This window comes from Acinetobacter sp. NCu2D-2 (genome assembly GCF_001647675.1).
Classification (GTDB): domain Bacteria; phylum Pseudomonadota; class Gammaproteobacteria; order Pseudomonadales; family Moraxellaceae; genus Acinetobacter.
In genome coordinates, this window is record NZ_CP015594.1 from 189,719 (window position 1) to 212,234 (window position 22,516).

Below are 22,516 nucleotides of genomic sequence, written 5' to 3' on the forward strand. Positions count from 1 at the left end.
TTCTCTGAATGTAGGTATAATTATTAATGATAGTTTTTAAGTGGCTGAAAACTTGATTAATTATGTAAATAGTTTAATAAAACTACAAAGTTGATCGTTTTATTTTTGAGCACTTGCTAGAAGTGCTCGGTAATACTTTGGCGGATTTTCTCTAGGGTTGTTGGTGGAGATGTCGTTTCCTCTTCAATAAGCTCAAGCGGGAGGGAGATAATTGCTTCTAAGCCTCCTTGTGGACGGTTATGGATAGAGAGGTGACCTTGATGAATGTCAACAATACGTTTCACAATGGCCAATCCTAAGCCACTTCCTTGCACTGTACGGGCAGAATCACCGCGCACGAACGGTTGCATTAAGCCCTCAATTTGATCTTCTGGAATACCCTCGCCATGATCAGCAATACTGATTTTTAACTGATCCTCAAGGACATAAGCAGAGATTTCGATAGGTTCAGCACCATAGCGTTTTGCGTTATTGATTAAATTACCAATCAGACGCTTTAGAGACATACTTCTGGCTGGAATTTTAGGGATAGCTTCAGGGCTAAAACGAATATCTAGCGGACTAAACTGTTTAACTAATTCCTTGAGTAAAACATTAACGTCAGTGTCTTGCGGTTCTTCATCCGAGCCGTCACGCATAAATGAAATAAACTGATTTAAAATGGCATCCATATCTTCAACGTCATAAATCAGTCCTTCTTTTAAGAAGTCTTCATCGGGCATCATTTCTGCACTGAGGCGAATGCGGGTCAGAGGTGTTCGTAAATCATGTGAAATCCCCGCCAACATGACACGACGTTCACGTTCAGTTTGTTCAAGCGTATAAATCATATGATTAAAGGCATGGTTCACCTGTCGAATTTCAAGCGGACCATGATTGGTATCTAAATAAGGGGCAGAGCCAGATTTACTGTAGCTGTTGGCTGCTTCCTGTAAGCGGCGCAGTGGTCGGTTGAGCTGACGAACCAAGGTTAAAATAATAATCCCTGCAATAATCGGTGTGCCGAGTAACCATGCCAAAATCAGTTCTGAGCTGTAATTGGCATAGGTCTTTAAAGGTTCACGCACCCAATGCCCATTCATTTCAGGTGTTTGAATCCAAATTTGCGGGCTAGGCTTGAATTGGAAATATACCGTTGCTTGATCAATTAACAGTTCTTTGGCGAGTTTTTCTTCAATTTGATTGGTAAAAAATTCCGCAATGACTTTTTCACGGACATTGGGATATTGTTTGGGATCCGTGACGTATTCAATACCAATACGATTTTTCAAGAACTGATCAATATCGACTTCTTGTTCATTGTGATACATGCGCAGATGTGGATTATTAATAATCTCTAGTTCTACAGCCAAGTAACGCGCATGTTGTTGAATTTCAGGTAAATACAGAGTTCGCCAAAATATCCATAAAGACATAAATAGGCTAAACACCACCACAAAGATCACAAGCACCGCAGTTCGCATCGCAGCGGAACGGGGTTTGATTTTATCTAGGAAACGTTCCGTGGGAGTACGTTTCTTTTCAGAAAAAGTGACAAAATCTGTAAATTCTTGTGGATCAATGGGGTCGAGTTTCACACCAGCTTCCTGTAGGCGCATTTAAAATAAGCAGCGTTTTTCTTCGCGGAGTCTTACTGCATGTACCTTCAATTGAAGGAGCTCGCTCTGTTACTTTTTTAAAAAAAGTAACACAAAAACTTTGCCATTCGCTGAACTCGTATAGGTTTATACGAGCCTATAAAATGTAGTCTGACTCAAACAGCAGCGAATGGCATTCAGGGACAATAAATGTGGAGTTATTGCTGCCTTAAAGGGTATTTTTATTCCGCACCATCTGGAACAAAGACATAACCTACACCCCAAACGGTTTGAATATAACGTGCACGGGCAGGGTTTTCTTCTACTAAACGACGTAAACGAGAAACCTGAACATCAATTGAACGTTCCATTGCGCCCCATTCACGACCGCGTGCCAAATTCATCAATTTATCCCGCGTTAAAGGTTCACGTGGATGTTGGACCAAGGCTTTAAGTACTGCAAATTCACCTGTGGTTAAAGTCACGACTTGACCTTCACGGGTTAAGGTACGTGTAGATAAATCTAAAGACCAAGGACCAAAGGAAACCACTTCCATTTGTTGGCTAGGTGCACCCGGAACTTCACGGACTTGACGACGCAGTACGGCACGAATACGTGCGAGTAATTCATTTGGGTTAAATGGTTTTGGCAAGTAGTCATCTGCACCTGCCTCTAAGCCCGCAATACGGTCAGAGTCACTACCACGTGCAGTCAACATAATAATCGGGGTATCAATATTCGATTGACGTAAACGACGGCAAATACTGAGACCATCTTCTACAGGGAGCATAAAATCGAGCACGATCAGAGAAAAAAGTTCCCGCTGTAAAAGTCGATCCATTTGCGTTGCATCATGTGCAGTTTTTACAACAAAGCCTTTATCTTCCAAAAAGCGTTGTAAAAGTGTACGTAGACGAACGTCGTCATCGACAACCAAGATGCGTTCGACCCGATCGGTTTCGGTATGTACTGCATCAGTTTTTTCAGCTGGTACAACTAAACTCATGAGGTGCTCCTTTATTCTTTATTGTCGTCGTATACAAACTTAAACTATGACTTGAGTATACGATTCATTTATATCGATTGACTATGCTCTAAAGCAACAAATATTGCAGTTAAAATCAAGACATAGATACCAAATATATACATGTAAGCGTGCATGGTTTGGCATTTTGTTATGCTTGAATCAGATCATCAAGCATGCCATTGGTCATGAATTTGCTACGGTAGAGATAAAAGCACTGCTAAAGTGTAGCTAAATTAATAAAAACAATTGTGGATTTTATGGACTTGGTCTTTATAATCTTGGCTTTCAGTACTTATCCTTGTGGGATCAAACACGATGACTGACTTAGTTCAGCAGTTGGCAAAAGAAATTGCCGTACGTCCAAATCAAGTTGAAGCTGCCATCAAATTGATTGATGAAGGTGCCAGTGTTCCTTTTATTGCACGTTACCGTAAAGAAGTAACGCAGGGCTTAGACGATACGCAACTTCGCCAGCTCGATACACGTTTAACGTATTTACGTGATCTGTATGAACGCCGTGAAAAAGTGATTGAATCACTGAAAGAACAAAACAAATTAACAGATGATTTGTTAGCACGCGTGAATGCAGCCGAAACTAAAAATGCATTAGAAGAAATTTACGCACCGTACCGTCCAAAACGTACCAGTAAATCATTTAAAGCACGTGAAGCGGGTTTAGGTCCAATTGCAGAGAAAATCTTTGCTGAAGCGGTTGAACCTCTAGAGGCACTTGCTGGTTTTAGTCATGAAGATTATCCAGACCAAGAGAGTCAGCTTGATGCTGTTCAGCACATCCTGATTGATGAATGGGCTCAAAATGTTGCATTAACTGCAGAACTTAAAGCAATGTTTGCTAAAACTGCTGTACTTAAAAGTTTAGTGGCAAGTGAAGAGAAAAAAGAAGTCGGTAAAAAATTCCGTGATTACTTCGATTTTTCAGAAAGCTTAAACAAAGTACCTTCACATCGTTTACTTGCGATGCTTCGTGGTCGTCAAGAAAATGTATTGGGTCTAAAAGTTGAAGGTGAAGATGATGCATCTTTGGCACGTATTGAAACTGAATACAATTTAGATCAAGCACAGCCACAAGCTCGCCAAGATTTCTTAAAGCAAACTGCGAAATTGTTCTGGCTCGGTAAAGTTCGTCCAAGCATCGAACATTCGTTATTGACTGAAAAACGCTTGGCTGCTGAATCTGAAGCAATGCAAGTCTTTGCTGAAAACTTACGTCATTTATTGCTTTCTGCACCTGCTGGTGCGCGTACGACTTTGGGTGTTGACCCTGGTATCCGTACAGGCGTGAAATTGGCTGTTGTAAATGCATCTGGTGATGTTTTAGCGCATAGCACGATTTATCCATTTGCACCGAAAGATGATAAAGCCGGTTCTTTAACTGAGCTTGCGCGTTTATGCCGTGAATTCAACGTCGATTTAATCGCGATTGGTAACGGTACCGCAAGCCGCGAAACTGAAAGCTTAGTGGCTGAAATGATGGCTGCGAATAGCGATCTTAAATTGACCCGTGTTTCTGTATCAGAAGCAGGTGCATCGGTTTATTCAGCATCGGAACTTGCATCTCAAGAATTACCTGATTTAGACGTTTCCATTCGTGGTGCAGTGTCGATTGCTCGTCGTTTACAAGACCCACTTGCTGAACTTGTGAAGATTGATCCGAAATCGATTGGTGTAGGTCAATATCAACATGATGTGAACCAAGCTGGCTTAGCGCAAACGCTTGAAGCTGTGGTTGAAGACTGTGTGAACTCAGTCGGTGTGGATGTCAACACAGCATCAGCCGCGATTTTGGGTTATATCGCGGGTTTAAACAAATCAATCGCGCAACAAATTGTTGAATTCCGTAAAGAGCATGGTCGTTTCGACAACCGTCAATCTTTGAAAAAAGTGCCACGTTTAGGCGAACGTACTTTTGAACAAGCCGCGGGCTTCTTACGTATTCAAGATGGTTCTGAACCATTGGATGCTTCTGCGGTACACCCTGAGTCATACGCGCTTGTGTCTAAGATCGTTGCAGCGAAAGCAACCACAGTCAAAGACATCATTGGCAATACCGAAATCATTCGCCAAGTGAATGCTGAAGAATTCGTTGATGATCAATTTGGTTTACCGACCATCCAAGACGTGTTAAGCGAACTTGAAAAACCGGGCCGTGACCCACGTCCTGAGTTCCGTACTGCGAAGTTCCGTGATGATATTACTGAAGTTTCACAACTCACTGAAGGTTTGACATTGGAAGGCGTGGTCACCAATGTGACGAACTTTGGCGCATTCGTGGACGTTGGTGTACATCAAGATGGTTTAGTGCATATTTCTGAACTTGCCAATAGCTTTGTCTCTGATCCACATAAAGTGGTGAAACCGGGTCAAATTGTACAAGTGCGTGTATTGAACGTTGATGTTGAGCGTAATCGTGTGAATTTGTCGATGCGTCCTGAAGGTGCTGAAGCACCGACTAAAGCGCCACGTCAACCACGCCGTGAGCAAAACAACGAGCAACGTGGTGAGCGTAAGCCACAAGGCAAACGTCCACAACATGTACGTGGTGAACGTCCGCAAGGCGAGCGCCCACAAGGCAAACAGCCACAGCAAAAACCACAAGAGCAAAAAATTGGTGGTTTAGGTGCGCTGTTATTGCAAGCCGGAATTAAAGGTTCGAAGTAATTTTTAACCATAAAAAAACCTCCCGCTTGGGAGGTTTTTTATACTGATATTTAAAATTTGACAGAATTTAAACATGTTAAGAAGTTACTATCAAAATAATATTTCTGATTTTTTAATCAGTTCAGATGATTCAATTTTAGGGTCTTTAGTAAAAAAATCACGAATTTAGCCTTGAAGATTTACAAAAAAATGCCTGGTTAGCACAAATTCATATTCTGAAAAAAAATCTATCCAATTTAGCAGCAGGCCATATTTACTTTGAATATAGTATTCCTCGTATGGGAAAGCGTGCAGATAATATTTTAATTATTCGCAATCTGATTTCTGTGATTGAATTTAAGGTTGGAGAAACTACTTACTCTGCACCTGCTAAAAATCAGGTTTTAGATTACTGTTTGGATTTACAGAATTTCCATTCTGAAAGTCATAATAAAAAAATTATACCTATTCTCGTAGCGACTGATGCAAGTGAACAAAACATAGTTTGGCAGGATATAGATAGCTTACGTGCTCCTATTTGTTGTCACAAACATAACTTAAAACAGGTAATTGAAGCCTCTCTATTGAATTATGAATCTAGTGAGAAAATTTATATTCAACAGTGGGATCAAGCTATCTATAAACCAACACCTACAATTATTGAGGCGGCAAAAGCACTTTATCAAGGACATCAAGTCGAAGAAATTTCCAGAAGTGATGCAGGGGCGATTAATTTAAAAATCACCTCTGCACGGATTGAACAGATCATTGAGGCTACAAAGCAACATCAAGAAAAAGCAATTTGTTTTTTAACAGGCGTACCCGGTGCAGGAAAGACCCTAGCTGGGTTAAATATAGCAAACCAAAGACTGAAAAAAGATGCATCGGAACATTCTGTATTCCTGTCTGGAAATGGGCCATTAGTGGATGTGTTACAAGAAGCATTAATTCGACAAACAATTGAGACTTCGAAGCATTTGGGGAAATCTAAAACTAGATCATCTGTTGAAAGAGAAGCGAAAGCATTTATTCAAAATATCCATCACTTTAGGGATGAATATTTAAAATCTCCAGAACAACCGATCGAAAAAGTAGTTGTGTTTGATGAAGCACAAAGAGCATGGCGTAAAGAACAAGTATCGAATTTTATGAAGCAGAAAAAAGGGATTCAGAACTTTGATAAATCTGAACCCCAATTTCTGATTGAAGTCATGGATCGCCATACAGATTGGTGTGTGATTATTTGTTTGATTGGTGGTGGTCAGGAGATTAATACCGGAGAAGCTGGTGTTATCGAGTGGTTAGATGCATTACAACGACATTTCCCTGAATGGCAGATTTATTATTCAGAAAAAATTTTAGACGATCATGTTTACTTACAAGATCACCTTCAAAAGCATAGTTTAGTTGAAAAAGGACATAAAGAATCAGCTTTACATTTATCGGTATCAGTTAGATCTTTCAGAAGTGAAAAAATCGCTGAACTCGTACAAGCAATTTTGGATGGTGATATATACAAAGCGCAAGGTGTCTATAGTCAAGTCGCTGCAAATTATCCAATTGTTTTAACAAGAGATTTAAAGAAAGCTAAGGCTTGGCTAAAACAACAAGCCAAAGGTACAGAGCGTTATGGCATCATTGCAAGTTCTGGTGCAAGACGTTTAAAAGCTGATGGAATTGATGTTAAAAATAAAATAACGCCATCAGATTGGTTTTTAAATCCAATAGATGATGTCCGTTCTTCCTATTATTTAGAAGATGTTGCAACAGAATTTGATGTGCAAGGGTTAGAACTCGATTATTGCTGTATTGCTTGGGATATTAACTTTTATTTTAAAGCTAATTGGTGTTATCAGGCATTTAAAGGAACAAAATGGCAAAATATTAATCATGCAGAAAAGAGAAAATACTTACTTAACACCTATCGGGTGCTCATGACACGGGCACGTCAAGGTTTGGTGATTTACCTTCCGGAGGTAGATGATAATGATTGGACTCGACCAAGTGAATTATATGATTCAACTTATCAATTTTTAAAAACATGTGGTTTTAGAGAAATTTAAAAAACCCTCCCATTTGGGTAATGCCAGTCAGTTAAGAAATTGACTGGCATTTTCTTGGATATTTTTGTGCTTTAATTTTCACTACTCGCGGACATTGCCTTTGCCTTTTTTCAGGTAATACAAATATTTTAGATTGTTCAAATAATTGTGCTAAATGTTTGGGTAGATTTCCTGCTGATTCTAAAGGTGTGTGCCTTAAGATATTGATAATACTCATAGATGCAATATGGAAACTGATCCTTAAAGGACTCACCTTTGCATGTTCAGCGATAAACCTCATCTGTCTTCTTAAGATATTATAAGCAATAAATACCCCCCACAATTCTTGATAGACCAAATCAGGTTGTTTGCTTCTTAAAATTCTTGCATCCTGTAAATCACTTTTAATTTCCCGATAACACATTTCTATTTCCCAACGCTGGATATAAAGCATTGCAAGGTCTTTGAATGGATAAACTTCAGAATCTGTTAATGATGTAATGTAACGTCTTATTTTTCCTGCATATTCAACTTCAATTAAACGTGCTTCCCAATAGTCACCCAATGACGGATTTATCTTTTTTGCTCTTGCTGAAACAGGCATTTTGATCTGAAAGTCATGGGCCGCATTATGATGAATCACTTCATAACGCAGGTTGTCCTTTGCTCGCATCAACCAATGACTCTCTTCTGCCTGAGATTGCCAACTCACTAAAAAATCAGCAGAGAAGTAAGCACGATCAAATAGGGTAATACTGCGAACTGGTGCTTTTAATTGACTGGCTAAGGTTAATTCACCTTGATCCATACTGCCAATTTGGGCATCAATCATTTCATGTGTATTGGTATTCACCAGGCAAGTCGCTCTGACTTGTGGGTAAGGGGTAGCTGCTGTTTTGCCTTTGGATGAACCAAAGTGCTTAAAGTTTTCTTCTGTATGAGGCATAGACCAAACCACACCATCTACAGCACAAACGCATAGACCGTGAAAGTTGCTATATTGTTGTTGTGAGTCTTTAAACCATGCCTGACTTAATGTCGAAAATAAAGCACTCATGGGCTCTAAGCCTAAGCGCTGTCTTGCTTGTACGGATGCACTCGGTACACAGTATTCTGCCGTACCGAAAACAAGTTGCAATTGTTGAACCACATACCAAATCGGTTGATTTCGAAATAGAGCAAGTCCGATTACCAGCCAAACAACATGTTCAGCAGGCAGTTTTCTTTTTCGAATTGATGCTTTACCTGTTTGGTTTAAGCAATCTTCAATCCAGTTTAAATCAATCAATTCACTGAATTGTGAAAGTGAAGGTAGGGTTTGTTTTAATGTTAAATCTAAATTCTGAGATAAATTCATAAAAAAAGAGCGTATTTACATACGCTCTTTTTACAGTATTTTAACTTTTTTTGCTTAACTGACTGGCATTACTCCCATTTGGGAGGTTTTTTTATAGCGCAGATTCAAATCCCAAGTGCAACACATTTGTAGTTAGTTGAAAAAGTTAGGTGTATTCATAGAATCATTAGACTTTTTCAACTCGCAATTGGAAAGCACACAATGAAGAAATACACCCAACTTTCTCAAGATGAAAGATACGAAATTTATGCTACTTTGAAAAGTAAAAGTTCAATCGCTACCCTTGCTCGGGAGTTAGGACGTTCACGATCAACCATCTACCGTGAAATAAAAAGAAATACTGGGCAACGTGGATATAGAGCTCAACAGGCAGCTAAATTTGCAAGTCAAAGACGGTACCGTCCTTCATCATCAATGACAGCATTTGCCTTCGCTTATATTGATTATTTGATTGGTTTGGACTGGTCACCAGAACAAATTTCAGGTGCTTTAACACAACGCGGTTGGCTGGATGTACCTTCACATGAGTGGATTTACCAGTACATTTATCAAGATAAATCACAAGGAGGTAAACTCCATCTACACTTAAGGCATCAGAAGAAATATCGAAAACGCGGTTACAAAAACACGGATCGTAGGGGGCAAATCATTGATAAAACAAGTATTCACTGCAGAGACCAGGTCATTGATCAACGACAACGTTTAGGAGATTTCGAAGGTGACACGGTGATTGGTAAACATCATAAAGGTGCTTTATTGACACTCGTTGATCGAAAGAGCCTGTATGTACATATTGTTCATTTAGGGCCAACGAGAGCATCCTCTCAAACGATTACTTGTGCATTAGATCGTTTACAAATGAGCCATGCTTATAGTGTGACATTTGATAATGGCAAAGAATTTTCCGAACACAAAAGAATTACTAATGCTGGGATAGAGACGTATTTTGCTGATCCTTACAAGTCTATTCAGCGAGCTAGAAATGAAAATACGAATGGTTTAATCCGTCAATATCTGCCAAAATCATCATCGTTTGATGATGTGTCAAACGAACAAATAGAGCAGATAGAATTTGCACTCAACCATCGTCCTAGAAAAACACTAGGTTGGTATACACCGAGTGAAGTTATGGCTGGTTTTTATACTGTTGCACTTGCCGTTTGAATCCGCCTAGTTAAAAGTAAAATATGAGCTTTTCGCAGCCTAGCAAAACTACAGTAAAAATTTTAAAAAGACTGTAAAAATAGTGTAAAAGTCACACAAAACAACAAGCAAAGCCCCCTTTAAACGGTTTGGATTGTCCGACAATATTTCTCGGCTGCACTACTTTTGAATAATTCAGCAGCATAAGAACAATTTTTTCTTTAATGAGACAACGGTTTAATTATGGATGTGGCTTCTCGAAAACAACGTTTTCATTTTAAGGATTTACTCTCAGGCACAGTGGTTTTTTAGTAGCGTTGCCACTGTGTTTAGGCATTGCTTTGGCTTCAGGTGCGCCAATTATTGCCGGCATTATCTCGGGTATTGTTGGTGGTATTGTCGTGGGGCTTTTGAGTGGCTCACATATTAGTGTGGCAGGCCCAGCCGCAGGTTTAACTGCGGTCATCTTGGTACAACTTGATACTCTCGGCGGCAATTATGCTGCCTTTTTATTGTGTGTGATTTTGGCAGGGTTACTGCAAATTGCTTTTGGTCTATTTCGCTTGGGCTTCTTTGCCAACTTTATTCCCAATAACGTGATTTTAGGTCTACTTGCCGCCATTGGCTTGATTTTGATTCTCGGGCAAATCCAATATTTATTTGGACTCAGCAACTTTAGTTGGCAAGGCATATTCACAGGGCAGTGGGCGCAGATTGGCTGGGATACTGGCTCAATCATTATTGGTATATTCAGTCTATTGTTTATGCTGATTTGGGATCAAACGCGTTTAAAAACGGGCTTAATTCCCTCGGCACTGATAGTTGTTGTCGCTGCGGTTGTACTCAATCTATTGCTCAGTCTATTTCAACCCAATTGGGCAGTGTCCGCACAGCATCTGATTCAACTGCCTGATATTTGGCAATCGCCCAGTGCTTTTTTTACCTTTCCTGATTGGCAGCAATTAAACAATCCATTGATCTATATGGGTGCTGTGACATTGGCTGTGGTGGCATCACTCGAAACCTTACTTAATCTTGAAGCAGCTGACAAACTTGATCCTAGCAAACGTTCTTCACCGCCGAATCGTGAACTTTGGGCACAAGGTGTGGGAAATGTGGTTTCAGGTGTGATTGGCGGTATGCCCTTGACCTCTGTGATTGTGCGTAGTTCAGTCAATGCCAGCGCAGGGGCAAAAAGTAAAAATTCAGCTATTTTTCATGGGGTACTGTTATTGCTTGCAGTGCTATTCTTTGTACCGCTGATGAATATGATTCCATTGGCAGTCTTGGCTGCCATTCTGATTTTAACGGGTTTTAAGCTCACCCATCCCAAGCTCTACGCTGAACTGTATCGTAAAGGTTGGAAACAGTTTCTACCGTTTATGGTCACCATTGTGGCAATTCTAGCGACAGATTTACTGATCGGGATTTTGATTGGTTTGGCGGTGAGCGCAGGCTTTATTTTATATGGCAATTTTAATAAGGGTCTCAAAATTTACCGTGAGCATCATTTACATGGCGTGATTACACGGTTGGAATTGCCGTCGCAAGTCAGCTTTTTAAATCGTTCAGCACTGATTTCGGCCTTAGAGCATATACATCAAGGTGAGCGTGTGGTGATTGATGCCACCCATGTCGATGATATGGATGCCGATATTTTTCAACTGATTCAAGAATATCAGCAGGAAACTGCCAAACAACGCGGCATTGATTTACAACTGATTGGTTTTAAAAACCATTATGCCGATGCCAAAGAGGCGGTGCTAGATATTGATATCAGTACGGTTGCATTACAACAACGTTTAACACCTCAGGCAGTGCTGGATGTATTAAAAGCCGGCAATGCCCGATTTGTTCAAAATGAACGTTTACAACGCGATATTTATCGTCAAATTCGAGTCACTGCAGAAGAGGGGCAGCATCCCATTGCTGCCGTACTCGGCTGTATGGATTCACGTGCACCGACCGAAATGATTTTTGATGTCGGGATTGGTGATTTATTTAGTCTACGTATTGCGGGTAACGTTGCAGGGCAAAAGGTGCTGGGTTCCTTAGAGTTTGCTTGCCAAGCCAAAGGTGCCAAAGTCATCGTGGTGCTTGGGCATACCGACTGCGGTGCGGTGACCAGTGCCTGTCAATTGCATTTGGCGGGGCAGTCGCCGCAAAGCCTTACCAGCATGCCACATATTCGTTATGTGCTCGGTCCTTTAAATGAATCGGTACATAAGGTGGCAGAAATGATGCAACCGCAGCACATGACGGCTGCATTTATTCAGCAAGTCACGCAAATGAATGTGCACAACAATATTCGTTATATTTTGCAAGAAAGTGAAGTATTACTGAACATGGTTGAGCAAGGCGAGATTTTAATTGTCGGTGCTATTTATGACGTGAAAACTGGTCAAGTGCAGTTCTTAGGTGAAAACTAAATTGCATCAAAAAGATCAGCGTGTGACGCGCTGATCTTCTTTCATATGTTGAGCCAATAGGACTTTAAAGCTGCGGCACAATCCAACCACACAGAATGAGCATAATCCCCAAATGACCGAGTTTACGCGTCACATTGACCAGTTTAGACGGTGGTTGCTCAAGCTGTTTAGCATAGTCTTCTACAGACATGCCTTTTTGTGCTTTGCTGGTATAAAGAAAAACAGCTAAGTCGATACAAATCAGAATGGTACCAATATCGGACACCAATTCCATCAGTTCAAATTCTTGGGTATAGAGCGCTAGACCAACGCTATAAATTAAATAAATCCCAAAGGCTAAACAGGCATATTGAAGTAACAGCAAAAACTTCTGCATAAATCTTAACAGCTCAAAATAAATGAAATATATGACATATAAGTCGGGGCAGCTGAGGAGATTACAAGCATTGCATCACCTCTGCAAAGTTTTGCTTTTCAACCAATTCTAAAAATTCATCACCCAAACACTGACTTTCAGCAATGCACTGCTTCCAAAGCTGAATCCGTTGTTGATCATCCAAACCTTTTAAGCTGAAGTCTTTACGGTCGGGTAAACGTCCTAAAGGTAAACTGTTTAAATAGGCTTGCGAAGGCGAGATCAGCAAAGTTCGGGCTTGGTTATTTGGATTGGCTGTACGTTTAAACAGTTTATCAAACCAACCTGGGGTAATGCTGTCGGTGAAATGTGGATACAGCACAATGCCTTTAGATTCAAAAGGTAAGTCAATATGATAGTCAATCAGACCGCCATCGCGGTAGCTGCCTTCCGGGGCATTGGGAATATCTTTAACTGCTGCCATCACCCCTGGAATGGAGGCTGAAGCCATCAGCCATGCCATGACATTTTCTTCAGTCAAGCTTTGATAATGGGTTTGAAATGCATCATCGTGAATCTTGAAGGGCGTACCAATATTGGGTTGGCTGATCACACGCTGCATAAAATGACGGCTATGTTTACGCCCCAATGCAGTGGTGCCCACAATACCTGCCAAAGCGGTCATTAGGGGCAGCGCATGGTCGCTTTGAAACAGGTTTTGCGCTTTAATTGAGAGCACAGTCAAATGATAGTCAGGATGATGAATCAGTTTGCTTTCATGTCCTTTGACTAAGTTGCTGAGCATTTGATAGCAGACCGTACTGACATCCTGCTTGGTCATTTTTTTATGAAAACTTAAGTGGGTATAGAGCTCACCCAGTAATTCAGTTCCCTGTTTGGCACCATGTGCTGCAATACTGGCAAACCGCCAACTCCCAATCGATGAACCAATTAAAGTTCGACGTTGTTGAGCTTGTGGCAGAAAGTCACCAAAAATGGCTTGATCGAGTCCTTGAATGCCGATGCCTTTGGGACCACCTGCAGCACCGGGAATAATATCGACCTGAGCGGGTTGTAAGCCGTCTTTTAAAATAAGCTCGCGTGCTAAGTGACCGGCGCGAATATTGAGTGAATTGGCTTTTCTTTTTAGGATTTGGGTCATAAGCAGGTGATTCTAAAATATGAAATCGTATCAATTGTGCTCAGGTTACCCGATTTAGTAAAAAGATAAAAATTAATCCAACAATAAATTATGCCCAAATAAGATTGGGCATAATTTTAGTTTAGAATGCTTTATATTGAATTCCAATTGATGCTAAACCATAACGCTTATCTAGACGGGATGCTGTCACACCGTTATAGAGGAAAGGAACATAACCGATCAGGTTCTTTTGAAACAATTGACCTTGTAAATAGCCTGTAATTTTAGGGGTAAAGTCGTAGCTAAACTTTGCTCCAAAAGTATGGTTGTCTTTAATAGGGGAATTACCAAAGGTGCTAATACGGTCATCAATCCCATCACGCCATAAACGTTGATATTGATAGGCAAGTTGGCTTTCGAATTGTTTATATCGCCAGTTCCACGAACCTCCAAGACTTGCATAATATGCATCGTAGTTGAGATCTTGATCGATATTGATTGGAAGTGAATTTGAAAGATTTGAAAAATCAAGCGTTTTAATAATAAGTCCATCGATGACACAACGACCCAGTATTTCACCTATTAACTGATTATTATCTTTAAGCTTAACCTTTGCATTACAGCCATTAAATTGACCAATAGCATCTAATTGTTCAACTTTGACTTTACTATAACCGACTGAACCAAAAAAATTAATCCGATTCATAAAATCGATTTTGTGGGATACGACAGCATCAAATTGAATTTGTAAATCTTCAGGATTAACCACTGTCACATTTTCAATTCTTTTTCCATTGATTAGTGTTGGCGTCGACTTTTGAATTTCATTGGCATAATTACCCCAAGCGCCGAGACGGAAGGCAATTTGGGTTTCATTCGTTTGCATGCGCTCAGGTGCAAACTGTAGTGTAAGAGATACTGTATCTAATTTATTGGTATCTATAGAATAATCGATTTCCCGATGCCAATATTGAGTGTCAATCAACCATTCTGGATTGATATGATATTGCCCAATTAAATGTACACCTAGATAATCACCCGAATCACCCTTAATGCCTTCACTTTCTCTTATATCGAAAATATCGACTGTATTATTGACCAAATCCAGACTGGCACTTAAATTCAACTTTTCTGAATGAGGAGATACCTCTAAGAATAAATCATTAGGTGCAGAATAAAGGTTAGAACTTAAGACTAAGGTACTAAAAAAAAATAAAGATTTTTTCAATTTAATTATTACCGAACTAGATATAAAAAAAGCCAGTGATATTCACTGGCTTTTGTAAATGTTATTGAATTTCAAAATAACCTGTGGCTGTTGTACCCGCAAATAGGGAAGTCGAACCGTTACTTAGAGTGAATGTACCTACGTCTAGACCTAATCCTGCAGCAACAGGGTAATTTTCAGGTCGAACATAAGCACGCGTCTGGATAGAAACAGCTTGATTACTATTTAATATATGGTTGATATAGATCTCATAAGGCTGATTAAGTACGTTTGGATAAGCATTAATAATATCAATAAAGGAAACTGTATTAGACACAGCAGGAATTGTTTTGCTTGTATCTAGTTCAAATGAGCCAGATGGGAAGCCTGCTAGCGTTGAGCGAATTTCAATTTTTGCACCTGTAGGAAGAACAAGTTGAGTAATATCGCCACCAGTAAAGGTAATATTTGCATTACTAATATAAACTTCAACAGTTTCCCAATTACCTGTAGTAAATTTAGCTTGTGTTGTAAATCCAAGAGCTACTGAATCTGTTGTAGATAATGATTTACTCAAGCCAAAACTTACGCCCGCAAGACTTTCTAAATTATTACGATTTTTAGCTAAAGTGATTGGAGCTGTAGTAGAAGAGTTTTTCAAAGCATTGATTGATTCGCCAAAGAAAGACAAAGTGTTATATAGGGCATCATTCACCTTAGGTGCTTGAATATTTTCTAATGCATCAATAATGGTTGAGTTTGTTGGATTTTCAAGTGCTGCAACTAAAGTCTCACCAGAAGTTATTGAACCCTCAGCAAGAATAGTATTTAAGCTTGTAGCAATTGTATTTACATTTGTTGCTGCAGTAGATGGTAGGCTTGCTTGAGTGAAAATATTAGTAATTGCTGTGGTATTAAAAGTTTCACCGCTAATGATTGGTGTTGTATTTGGTGCTAATGCGGCATTTCTAATTGCATTTGCAGCTGCAGTTGGACTTAGGTCTGAGTCTTGTAATTCATTTAAAATTTGTTGTACCAAGAAGATCGCAGCTGTTTGACTAGCGCTAGCTGCTGTATTAGAGCTTAATGGATCGAATGTAGTGACATCAGTATTTGCATCAAATCCTAAGAAAGTTAAGACTTTGTTGAAATCGGAATCTGATAAATTTAGATCTTCTTGAAGGGTGGTTAATGGGCTAGCAACAACTGAGGGTGATGCTTTATCAGAGTAGTTAGCAGATTTAACTTTTAACTCACCAGTGAAGATTTTACCAGTTACAGTGTCTACACCACCCGTGATTTTAATTCCTGTTTCTTGACATGCTTGGGTAGTTTGGAATGTGAATTTGCCATTTTCATCAGTCTTTAAATTTGGGTATAAATTTTGGCAAGTAACATTTGTAAATTTAACATCAGCACCAGCAAGATAAAAGTCAACTGCTGTTCCATTAATTGTTTTTGACTTAAAGCCTGACCCACCTGAAGATGAACCACCACATGCGACTAATAATGAAGTTGCTAAAGCTAAACTCGTAAGTTTGAAAATATTATTAAACATAAAATGCCCCTAAAATGAAACTGTTGTGTATTATCATCATGTACGTTTCATTTTATACCAAAAAATGAGCATAAAAATAAGTATAAAATATGTTTCATCTGTCTTTTAGATGCAACAAAGTGTAAGAATTATAACTTTAAATATATATGTCAGAAATAGTGAACCAAAATGATTCACTATAATGAGGTAAAATGAATGAATTTTACTTTAAAATGTGATTATTTCAACACTCTTAATATAGAAAGTAAACTAACGCAAATAATGAGAATCGTAGACACATACCACGGTGCAACCACAGCAATCGCCAAAAGAATCGCCATAATACTGCCGAACATCCAATTCCGTTTCTGCTGATGCTCCATTTGCAGACGCATGCTTTGCAGCTCGTTCAATTGTTTAGCATGCCACGCAGACTGGTTTTTCAAGCCATTTAAGCTATCAATCAGTAAAGTCGGTAAATCCTGCGCACCTAAAAGCAAATCAGGGATTTTTTGTCCGAGTTCTTTTAAGTTTTTCTGCGGATTCATTTGGGCTTTAATCCAATCGGTAAGGATTGGTTTTGCCAAACTCCAAATATCCAGTTCAGGATATAAGTCCGTCCCTAAACCCTCTACATGCACCAATGTTTTCAGCAACAACATGAGTTGCGGTGGAATTTCTAAATGGAAACGACGTGCAATATCCATAACCTGAATTAAGATGCCAGCAAAATCCAATTCATGCATCGGTTTCGATACCATTGGACCGACCGTGCGACGCATTTCACGTGCTAAGGCATCTTGGTCTGTTCCCGGTGGAATCCAACCCGCTTGATGCACAATCTGAATCAGCTGCATAAAGTCGCTGTTCATGACCGCAAGTAGCATACGCGCAACAGTCATTTGGTCATGCTTAGACAGTTCACCCATAATTGCGCAGTCGAGCGCAATAAAACGTGGATTGCTTGGATTAATGGTTTCGACAAAGACATTGCCGGGATGCATATCCGCATGGAAAAAATTATCGCGGAAGACTTGTGTAAAGAAGATGGTTAAACCTTTCTTTGCCAAATCCGCACGGTCCATGCCTAAACGGTCAAAAGTCTCCACATCTGAAATGGGTACACCAGTGATACGTTCAGCGACCAAGACATCTTTGCTGTCCATGTACATTTCAGGCACATACATCATGCTTGAGCCAGTGAAATTATGACGCATTAAACGGGTGTTTTCAGCTTCCAGAGTGAGATCAAGTTCATTCAGAATAATCTGACGATAGTCTTGAATAATCTCGGATAAATGTAGTGCTCGTGCTGCTTCTATACGCTTCTCAAGTGCATGACCTAACCACGCTAGAATTTCAAAGTCTTGAAGAATTTGCTCACGAATATTGGGACGAGTGACTTTAACAACGACTTCACGACCATCGTGCAGTGCTGCTGTATGCACTTGTGCAATAGATGCAGCAGCTAATGGCTGTGCATCAAAACGTGCAAAGAGCGTATTTACATCCGCCTTTAATGATTCCTGAATGCGCATTTTTGCGACATCATTATCAAAAGGTTTCACTCGGTCTTGCAGTAAGACCAATTGTTGTAAGACCTCAGGTGGAATCAAATCACGACGTGTTGAGAGTAGCTGCCCCAATTTAATTGCCAGCGGTCCCATTTCTTCTAAAGCTTCTTTCAGCTTGAGAGGATTCTTGCGCTCTTTGCTTGACCATGCAGCAGGGTGTAAGCGAATCAGAGCAAGTGCATGACGTGCCTTTTCAGGTAATTCTTCCGCAGGAAACAACGTGTCGAGTCTATAGTGCGCGGCAATGCGCCAAAGTTCGAGTAAACGTGAAACGTGCGGAATCATAGAGTGGCTTACCTAGTTTTAAATTAAGTCTTGTTGAGAGTCGATCTGTGCTTGAAGCTGACGAATTTTAGCTTCAACACGGTCTAAATTTTGGTTCAAGATACGTGTATCTTGATTTAAATCATCCATTTGCCAACGTGGGGCAAATAGACCACTGTCTTCTTTTAAGGCATCTTCAGCAAAGAATAAATGACTTTGCAGCGTTTGCTTGAGTTGTTGCGGTGCAAGTTGGATTTTGGCGATTTCATGTGCCAAGGCAGGTCCAATCCAAGGACTCAAATGCGCTGCTAAATCAGGTTCAGCTTGTTGCATGATTTTTTGGATATCTTGCAGCAGCTTATAGTCACCTTGTAGTGGAATATTTCCCACATCTTCAACAAGCAATAGCTTAATCAGCTCAACAACATTTTCCACACAAAGTGTTGCCGTTGCTTCTGAGGTAAATTCATCTTGTGCATCGAAAGGACGCTGCTCGAAGATGGATGCTGATTCGCTATGACCTGTGACGGTTGGACTTAAACGGACTTTGCCATCATCAAAAAAGACATCAACAGAGAGCTGCGGCGATGTAATCACGACGCGAAGCATTTTCCCTGCTAATGCATTAAGTTGGATGCGGGTAATTGCATCCAAGTCGATGATGTGATGAATAACGCGTTCAATTGCACCGAGTGCTAAGATTGACCACATGGCTGAACCTTAGAGTTTAAAACCACGGTGAACGGCAACAATACCACCAGTCAAGTTGTGGTAATCACAGTTTTGGAAGCCAGCATTTTCCATCATACCTTTTAAAGTACGTTGGTCTGGGTGCATACGAATCGATTCAGCCAAGTATTTATAGCTCTCTGAGTCATTGGCAATGATTTTACCCATGATTGGCAGTGCCGTGAATGAATACAAATCGTAAAGTTTTGAGAATGGCTCAAATACAGGTTTAGAGAATTCGAGTACCAATAAACGACCACCTGGCTTCAATACACGATACATCGCAGCAAGCGCAGCATCTTTATCGGTCACGTTACGCAGACCAAATGAAATCGTTAATAGATCGAAGCTATTGTCTTCAAATGGTTCTAAAGTTTCAGCATTTGCCAAAACAAAATCAACGTTGGTACAACCTGCATCGATTAATCGGTCACGACCAACATTCAACATCGATTCGTTAATGTCAGATAAAACCACATGACCTGTTGGACCCACTTCACGACTAAAAACTTTGGCAAGGTCACCTGTACCACCGGCAATATCGAGTACGCGTTGACCACGACGAACACCTGACATGTTAATCGCAAAACGTTTCCATAAACGGTGAATACCAAATGACATCAAGTCATTCATGATGTCGTATTTCGCTGCAACAGAGTGGAAGACTTCAGCCACTTTTTGCGCTTTTTCCTCACTGCTTACGGTTTGGTAGCCGAAGTGAGTCGTTGGACCGACATTACCTGTGTTTGCACCACGTGGCAGATTGTATTTTGGTACGCTGCCAGTCACTGGGGTATCTGTCAGACGTTGCTCAAGAGATTGCTGCTGACCTTGCGGTGCACCTTGTGGAAGTGGTGCTGTTAAGAATGGGCTCACTTTGTCTGTATTTTGTGCCGACTCAGTTGTAGGGGTAGGCGTTTGATTTTCATTCGACATTGGAGTCACTCCTAACATATCAATGGGTTTAATCTGAATTGTCAGCATAATGACAGATTCTTAGATCTTATTCAGCATTCATGATGCAATTGTTATCAATAATATACAGAAAATGTAGCACAGATCATTGCATCAGGCGCTGATTATTCACTTCTTTTCCAAAATAATGATGTCGGCATTTTGCATAAATCAACGAAATTTTATTGAAACGGTTTTGGATCACCTGAATGAACTTTTTCAATAATTTCGCGTTCAGTCTGAGTGAAATCACGTACAAATTTTTCCGCAGATTTTAATGGCTTCATGGCAAGGAAACCTTCTTGCATAAACTCATACATGGTGTTGAAGTTATATTTATTGGCAGTGCCTTTACACATTTTAAATGCCGTATAGACCACGAAAGAACGCATATATTTATCAAGACTTGCGCCCAATTGATCCAGTAAAGCCAGTTGGTTCAGGCGAGATTGCCCTTGATCCAATTTCAAATATGTATCACGCATCATATCATCTGTAAGTGCTTCATACGGATGGAAGTCTTGCAGCAATTGTATTGCCACTTCTTCATCGAGTTGAACCGCCAAAATGGCAAGTTCCACACCCAAAGTCCCCGTTTTAATCGCATTTTCAGGAATGAGTTTTTCTGCTTTATGTGCATATTTCATCAAGCGTGCAATTTGTTCTGCAAGCGCATCAAAATCAGGTCCGCCATAGAGACGATTAAGAAAATATTCGGACATGAGAATATTTTGCTTTTCAGCAAATTGTTTTGCGTGGGTATGTTGCATACGGGCTTTTTGCCACGCTTGAACATCTTGCAAGCGACGTAAGAGATCGGGCTGCTTGTGATAATGCAATTGATAATAACGTTCTAACAATTCATCTAAAATCGCAAGTTTGGACATGAGTCTTTCAATTCTTATCATGGATGTCTGAATATTAGAGGGTGTTGCGTCATCTCGCTATGACAAAATCAAATTCAGTTCCAATTTGACGGTCAATGTTTCGAAAAATCGACAATGCTTTCGTTGCGAATTGGTTGCAGAGACTAGAAGGCTGAGAAAAACCTTGGCTATACTGAAATGAATAACAAAGATAAAGAGTAGATCATGTCGCAGCAAAAGAATGATTTTCAGCTCATGGATGAACAACAACTTTCAGTTGAATTGATTTCCGCACAATACGAAATTAAAAACACCCGTGGACAAAATAATGCCAAAAGTCTAGTCATTCTGGTCAATGGAATTGAATTGGCAGGCAAAGGTGAAGCAGTTAAGCAGCTACGCGAATGGGTCGATCCACGTTATTTAAAAGTCAAAGCAGATCCACCGATTGTATTAGATCGTCAGCATCCATTTTGGCAGCCTTATGCACGTTTTATTCCCGCTGAAGGGCAAATACTGGTGTTATTTGGCAGTTGGTACAGTGATTTGCTTAGTACCGCTATGCATGCGTCGAACCCAATTGATGACAGTTTATATGATGAATATATCGAACGTATGCGTGCCTATGAGCAGGATTTAAAAAATAATCATGTGGATGTGATTAAAATTTGGTTTGATTTGCCGTGGAAAGCCCTGCAAAAGCGTCTTGATGAAATTGAACCGAGTGACATGCATTGGCACAAATTACATGGTTTAGATTGGCGCAGTAAAAAACAATACGAAACGATTCAACAGTTAAGACAGCGCTTTACAGATGATTGGCTCATTGTAGATGGTGAAGATGAAAATGAACGCAATCAAAAGTTTGCTCAACATATTTTAAATGCTTTAAAAGACTGCCCAAAACATAGCACGAAAGCAGTAGGACGTTGGAAGCAAGCCAAAATCCCTAAAACTTTGCTTGAGCCATCAAATGAGACGCTAGATAAGGATGAATATAAAGCACGGCTTAAAAAGCTCACGCAAAAAGTTGCACATGCTTTACGTACTGACCCGCGATGTGTCGTGATCGTATTTGAAGGCATGGATGCGGCAGGCAAGGGTGGAGCCATTAAAAGGATTGTGAAAAAACTCGATCCACGTGAATATGAAATTCACACCATTGCCGCGCCTGAACAATATGAGTTAAGACGACCGTATTTATGGCGTTTTTGGAGCAAGCTAAATACCGAAGATATCTGTATTTTTGACCGTACTTGGTATGGACGTGTATTGGTTGAACGAATTGAAGGCTTTGCCACGCCAGTTGAATGGCGACGAGCGTATGACGAGATTAATCGCTTTGAGCGAGACTTAACCGAAAATCAAACGGTGGTGATTAAGTTTTGGCTGGCAATATCGAAAGATGAACAAGAAGCACGCTTTAAAGCACGTGAAAACACAGCGCATAAACGCTTTAAAATCACAGAAGATGATTGGCGCAATCGTGAACGTTGGGATGATTATTTAAAAGCTGCTGCCGATATGTTTGAGCGAACCAATACCGAAAATGCGCCGTGGCATGTCATTGCGACTGATGATAAATATTCAGCACGTATAGCAGTTTTAGAGGCGATTTTAAAACAGCTGAAAGCGAATTAATTCGCTTTCAGCTT

At 40.1% G+C, this 22,516-nt stretch carries 14 protein-coding genes and 2 pseudogenes; 5 read left to right on the forward strand and 11 right to left on the reverse strand.

The window, feature by feature from the left end; all coding sequences use genetic code 11:
• Positions 1–116 precede the first annotated feature (116 nt).
• A complete protein-coding gene (locus A3K93_RS00920; RefSeq protein WP_067731635.1) occupies positions 117–1,577 on the reverse strand; it encodes an ATP-binding protein in 1,461 nt (486 codons plus the stop codon).
• A gap of 242 nt (positions 1,578–1,819) precedes the next feature.
• Positions 1,820–2,584 (reverse strand): osmolarity response regulator transcription factor OmpR, encoded by a 765-nt coding sequence (gene ompR, locus A3K93_RS00925; protein ID WP_067728073.1) that lies wholly within the window; start codon positions 2,582–2,584, stop codon positions 1,820–1,822.
• Between the two features lie 336 nt (positions 2,585–2,920).
• On the opposite strand from ompR, the gene A3K93_RS00930 reads away from it, so the two are divergent.
• Complete coding sequence (locus tag A3K93_RS00930; RefSeq protein ID WP_067728075.1) at positions 2,921–5,284, forward strand: Tex family protein; 2,364 nt, start codon at positions 2,921–2,923, stop codon at positions 5,282–5,284.
• Between the two features lie 73 nt (positions 5,285–5,357).
• Positions 5,358–7,326 (forward strand): annotated as a pseudogene (locus A3K93_RS00935) (DUF2075 domain-containing protein).
• 31 nt (positions 7,327–7,357) lie between these two features.
• Here A3K93_RS00935 and A3K93_RS00940 read toward each other — a convergent pair.
• Positions 7,358–8,662, reverse strand: a complete 1,305-nt coding sequence (locus A3K93_RS00940; RefSeq protein WP_067728078.1) for an IS4 family transposase — start codon at positions 8,660–8,662, stop codon at positions 7,358–7,360.
• 201 nt (positions 8,663–8,863) lie between these two features.
• On the opposite strand from A3K93_RS00940, the gene A3K93_RS00945 reads away from it, so the two are divergent.
• Together A3K93_RS00945 and A3K93_RS00950 are read left to right on the forward strand one after the other, a co-directional pair.
• Complete coding sequence (locus A3K93_RS00945) at positions 8,864–9,826, forward strand: IS30 family transposase (protein WP_067728081.1); 963 nt, start codon at positions 8,864–8,866, stop codon at positions 9,824–9,826.
• 222 nt (positions 9,827–10,048) lie between these two features.
• A pseudogene (locus A3K93_RS00950) lies at positions 10,049–12,234 on the forward strand (SulP family inorganic anion transporter).
• 64 nt (positions 12,235–12,298) lie between these two features.
• On the opposite strand, the gene A3K93_RS00955 reads toward A3K93_RS00950, so the two are convergent.
• The 8 genes from A3K93_RS00955 to A3K93_RS00990 all read right to left on the reverse strand — a co-directional run bounded on the left by A3K93_RS00955 (position 12,299) and on the right by A3K93_RS00990 (position 20,882).
• Complete coding sequence (locus A3K93_RS00955) at positions 12,299–12,610, reverse strand: hypothetical protein (RefSeq protein ID WP_067728083.1); 312 nt, start codon at positions 12,608–12,610, stop codon at positions 12,299–12,301.
• A 61-nt stretch (positions 12,611–12,671) separates the two neighbouring features.
• Entirely contained in the window at positions 12,672–13,751 is a 1,080-nt protein-coding gene (locus A3K93_RS00960) for a patatin-like phospholipase family protein (RefSeq protein ID WP_067728085.1), read from the reverse strand.
• A gap of 121 nt (positions 13,752–13,872) precedes the next feature.
• A complete protein-coding gene (locus A3K93_RS00965; RefSeq protein WP_101494807.1) occupies positions 13,873–14,958 on the reverse strand; it encodes a hypothetical protein in 1,086 nt (361 codons plus the stop codon).
• 61 nt (positions 14,959–15,019) lie between these two features.
• A complete protein-coding gene (locus A3K93_RS00970) occupies positions 15,020–16,495 on the reverse strand; it encodes a hypothetical protein (RefSeq protein ID WP_067728090.1) in 1,476 nt (491 codons plus the stop codon).
• A gap of 218 nt (positions 16,496–16,713) precedes the next feature.
• Positions 16,714–18,333 carry an ABC1 kinase family protein gene (locus A3K93_RS00975; RefSeq protein WP_067728092.1) on the reverse strand — a complete coding sequence of 540 codons (1,620 nt, stop codon included), beginning with the start codon at positions 18,331–18,333 and terminating at the stop codon, positions 16,714–16,716.
• An 18-nt stretch (positions 18,334–18,351) separates the two neighbouring features.
• Entirely contained in the window at positions 18,352–19,023 is a 672-nt protein-coding gene (locus A3K93_RS00980; protein WP_067728094.1) for a ubiquinone biosynthesis accessory factor UbiJ, read from the reverse strand.
• A 9-nt stretch (positions 19,024–19,032) separates the two neighbouring features.
• A complete protein-coding gene (ubiE, locus tag A3K93_RS00985) occupies positions 19,033–19,977 on the reverse strand; it encodes a bifunctional demethylmenaquinone methyltransferase/2-methoxy-6-polyprenyl-1,4-benzoquinol methylase UbiE (RefSeq protein ID WP_067731636.1) in 945 nt (314 codons plus the stop codon).
• Between the two features lie 200 nt (positions 19,978–20,177).
• Positions 20,178–20,882 carry an FFLEELY motif protein gene (locus A3K93_RS00990; protein ID WP_067728096.1) on the reverse strand — a complete coding sequence of 235 codons (705 nt, stop codon included), beginning with the start codon at positions 20,880–20,882 and terminating at the stop codon, positions 20,178–20,180.
• A 204-nt stretch (positions 20,883–21,086) separates the two neighbouring features.
• Between A3K93_RS00990 and pap the strand changes: the two genes are divergently transcribed.
• Entirely contained in the window at positions 21,087–22,502 is a 1,416-nt protein-coding gene (gene pap / locus A3K93_RS00995) for a polyphosphate:AMP phosphotransferase (protein ID WP_067728098.1), read from the forward strand.
• Positions 22,503–22,516 lie beyond the last annotated feature (14 nt).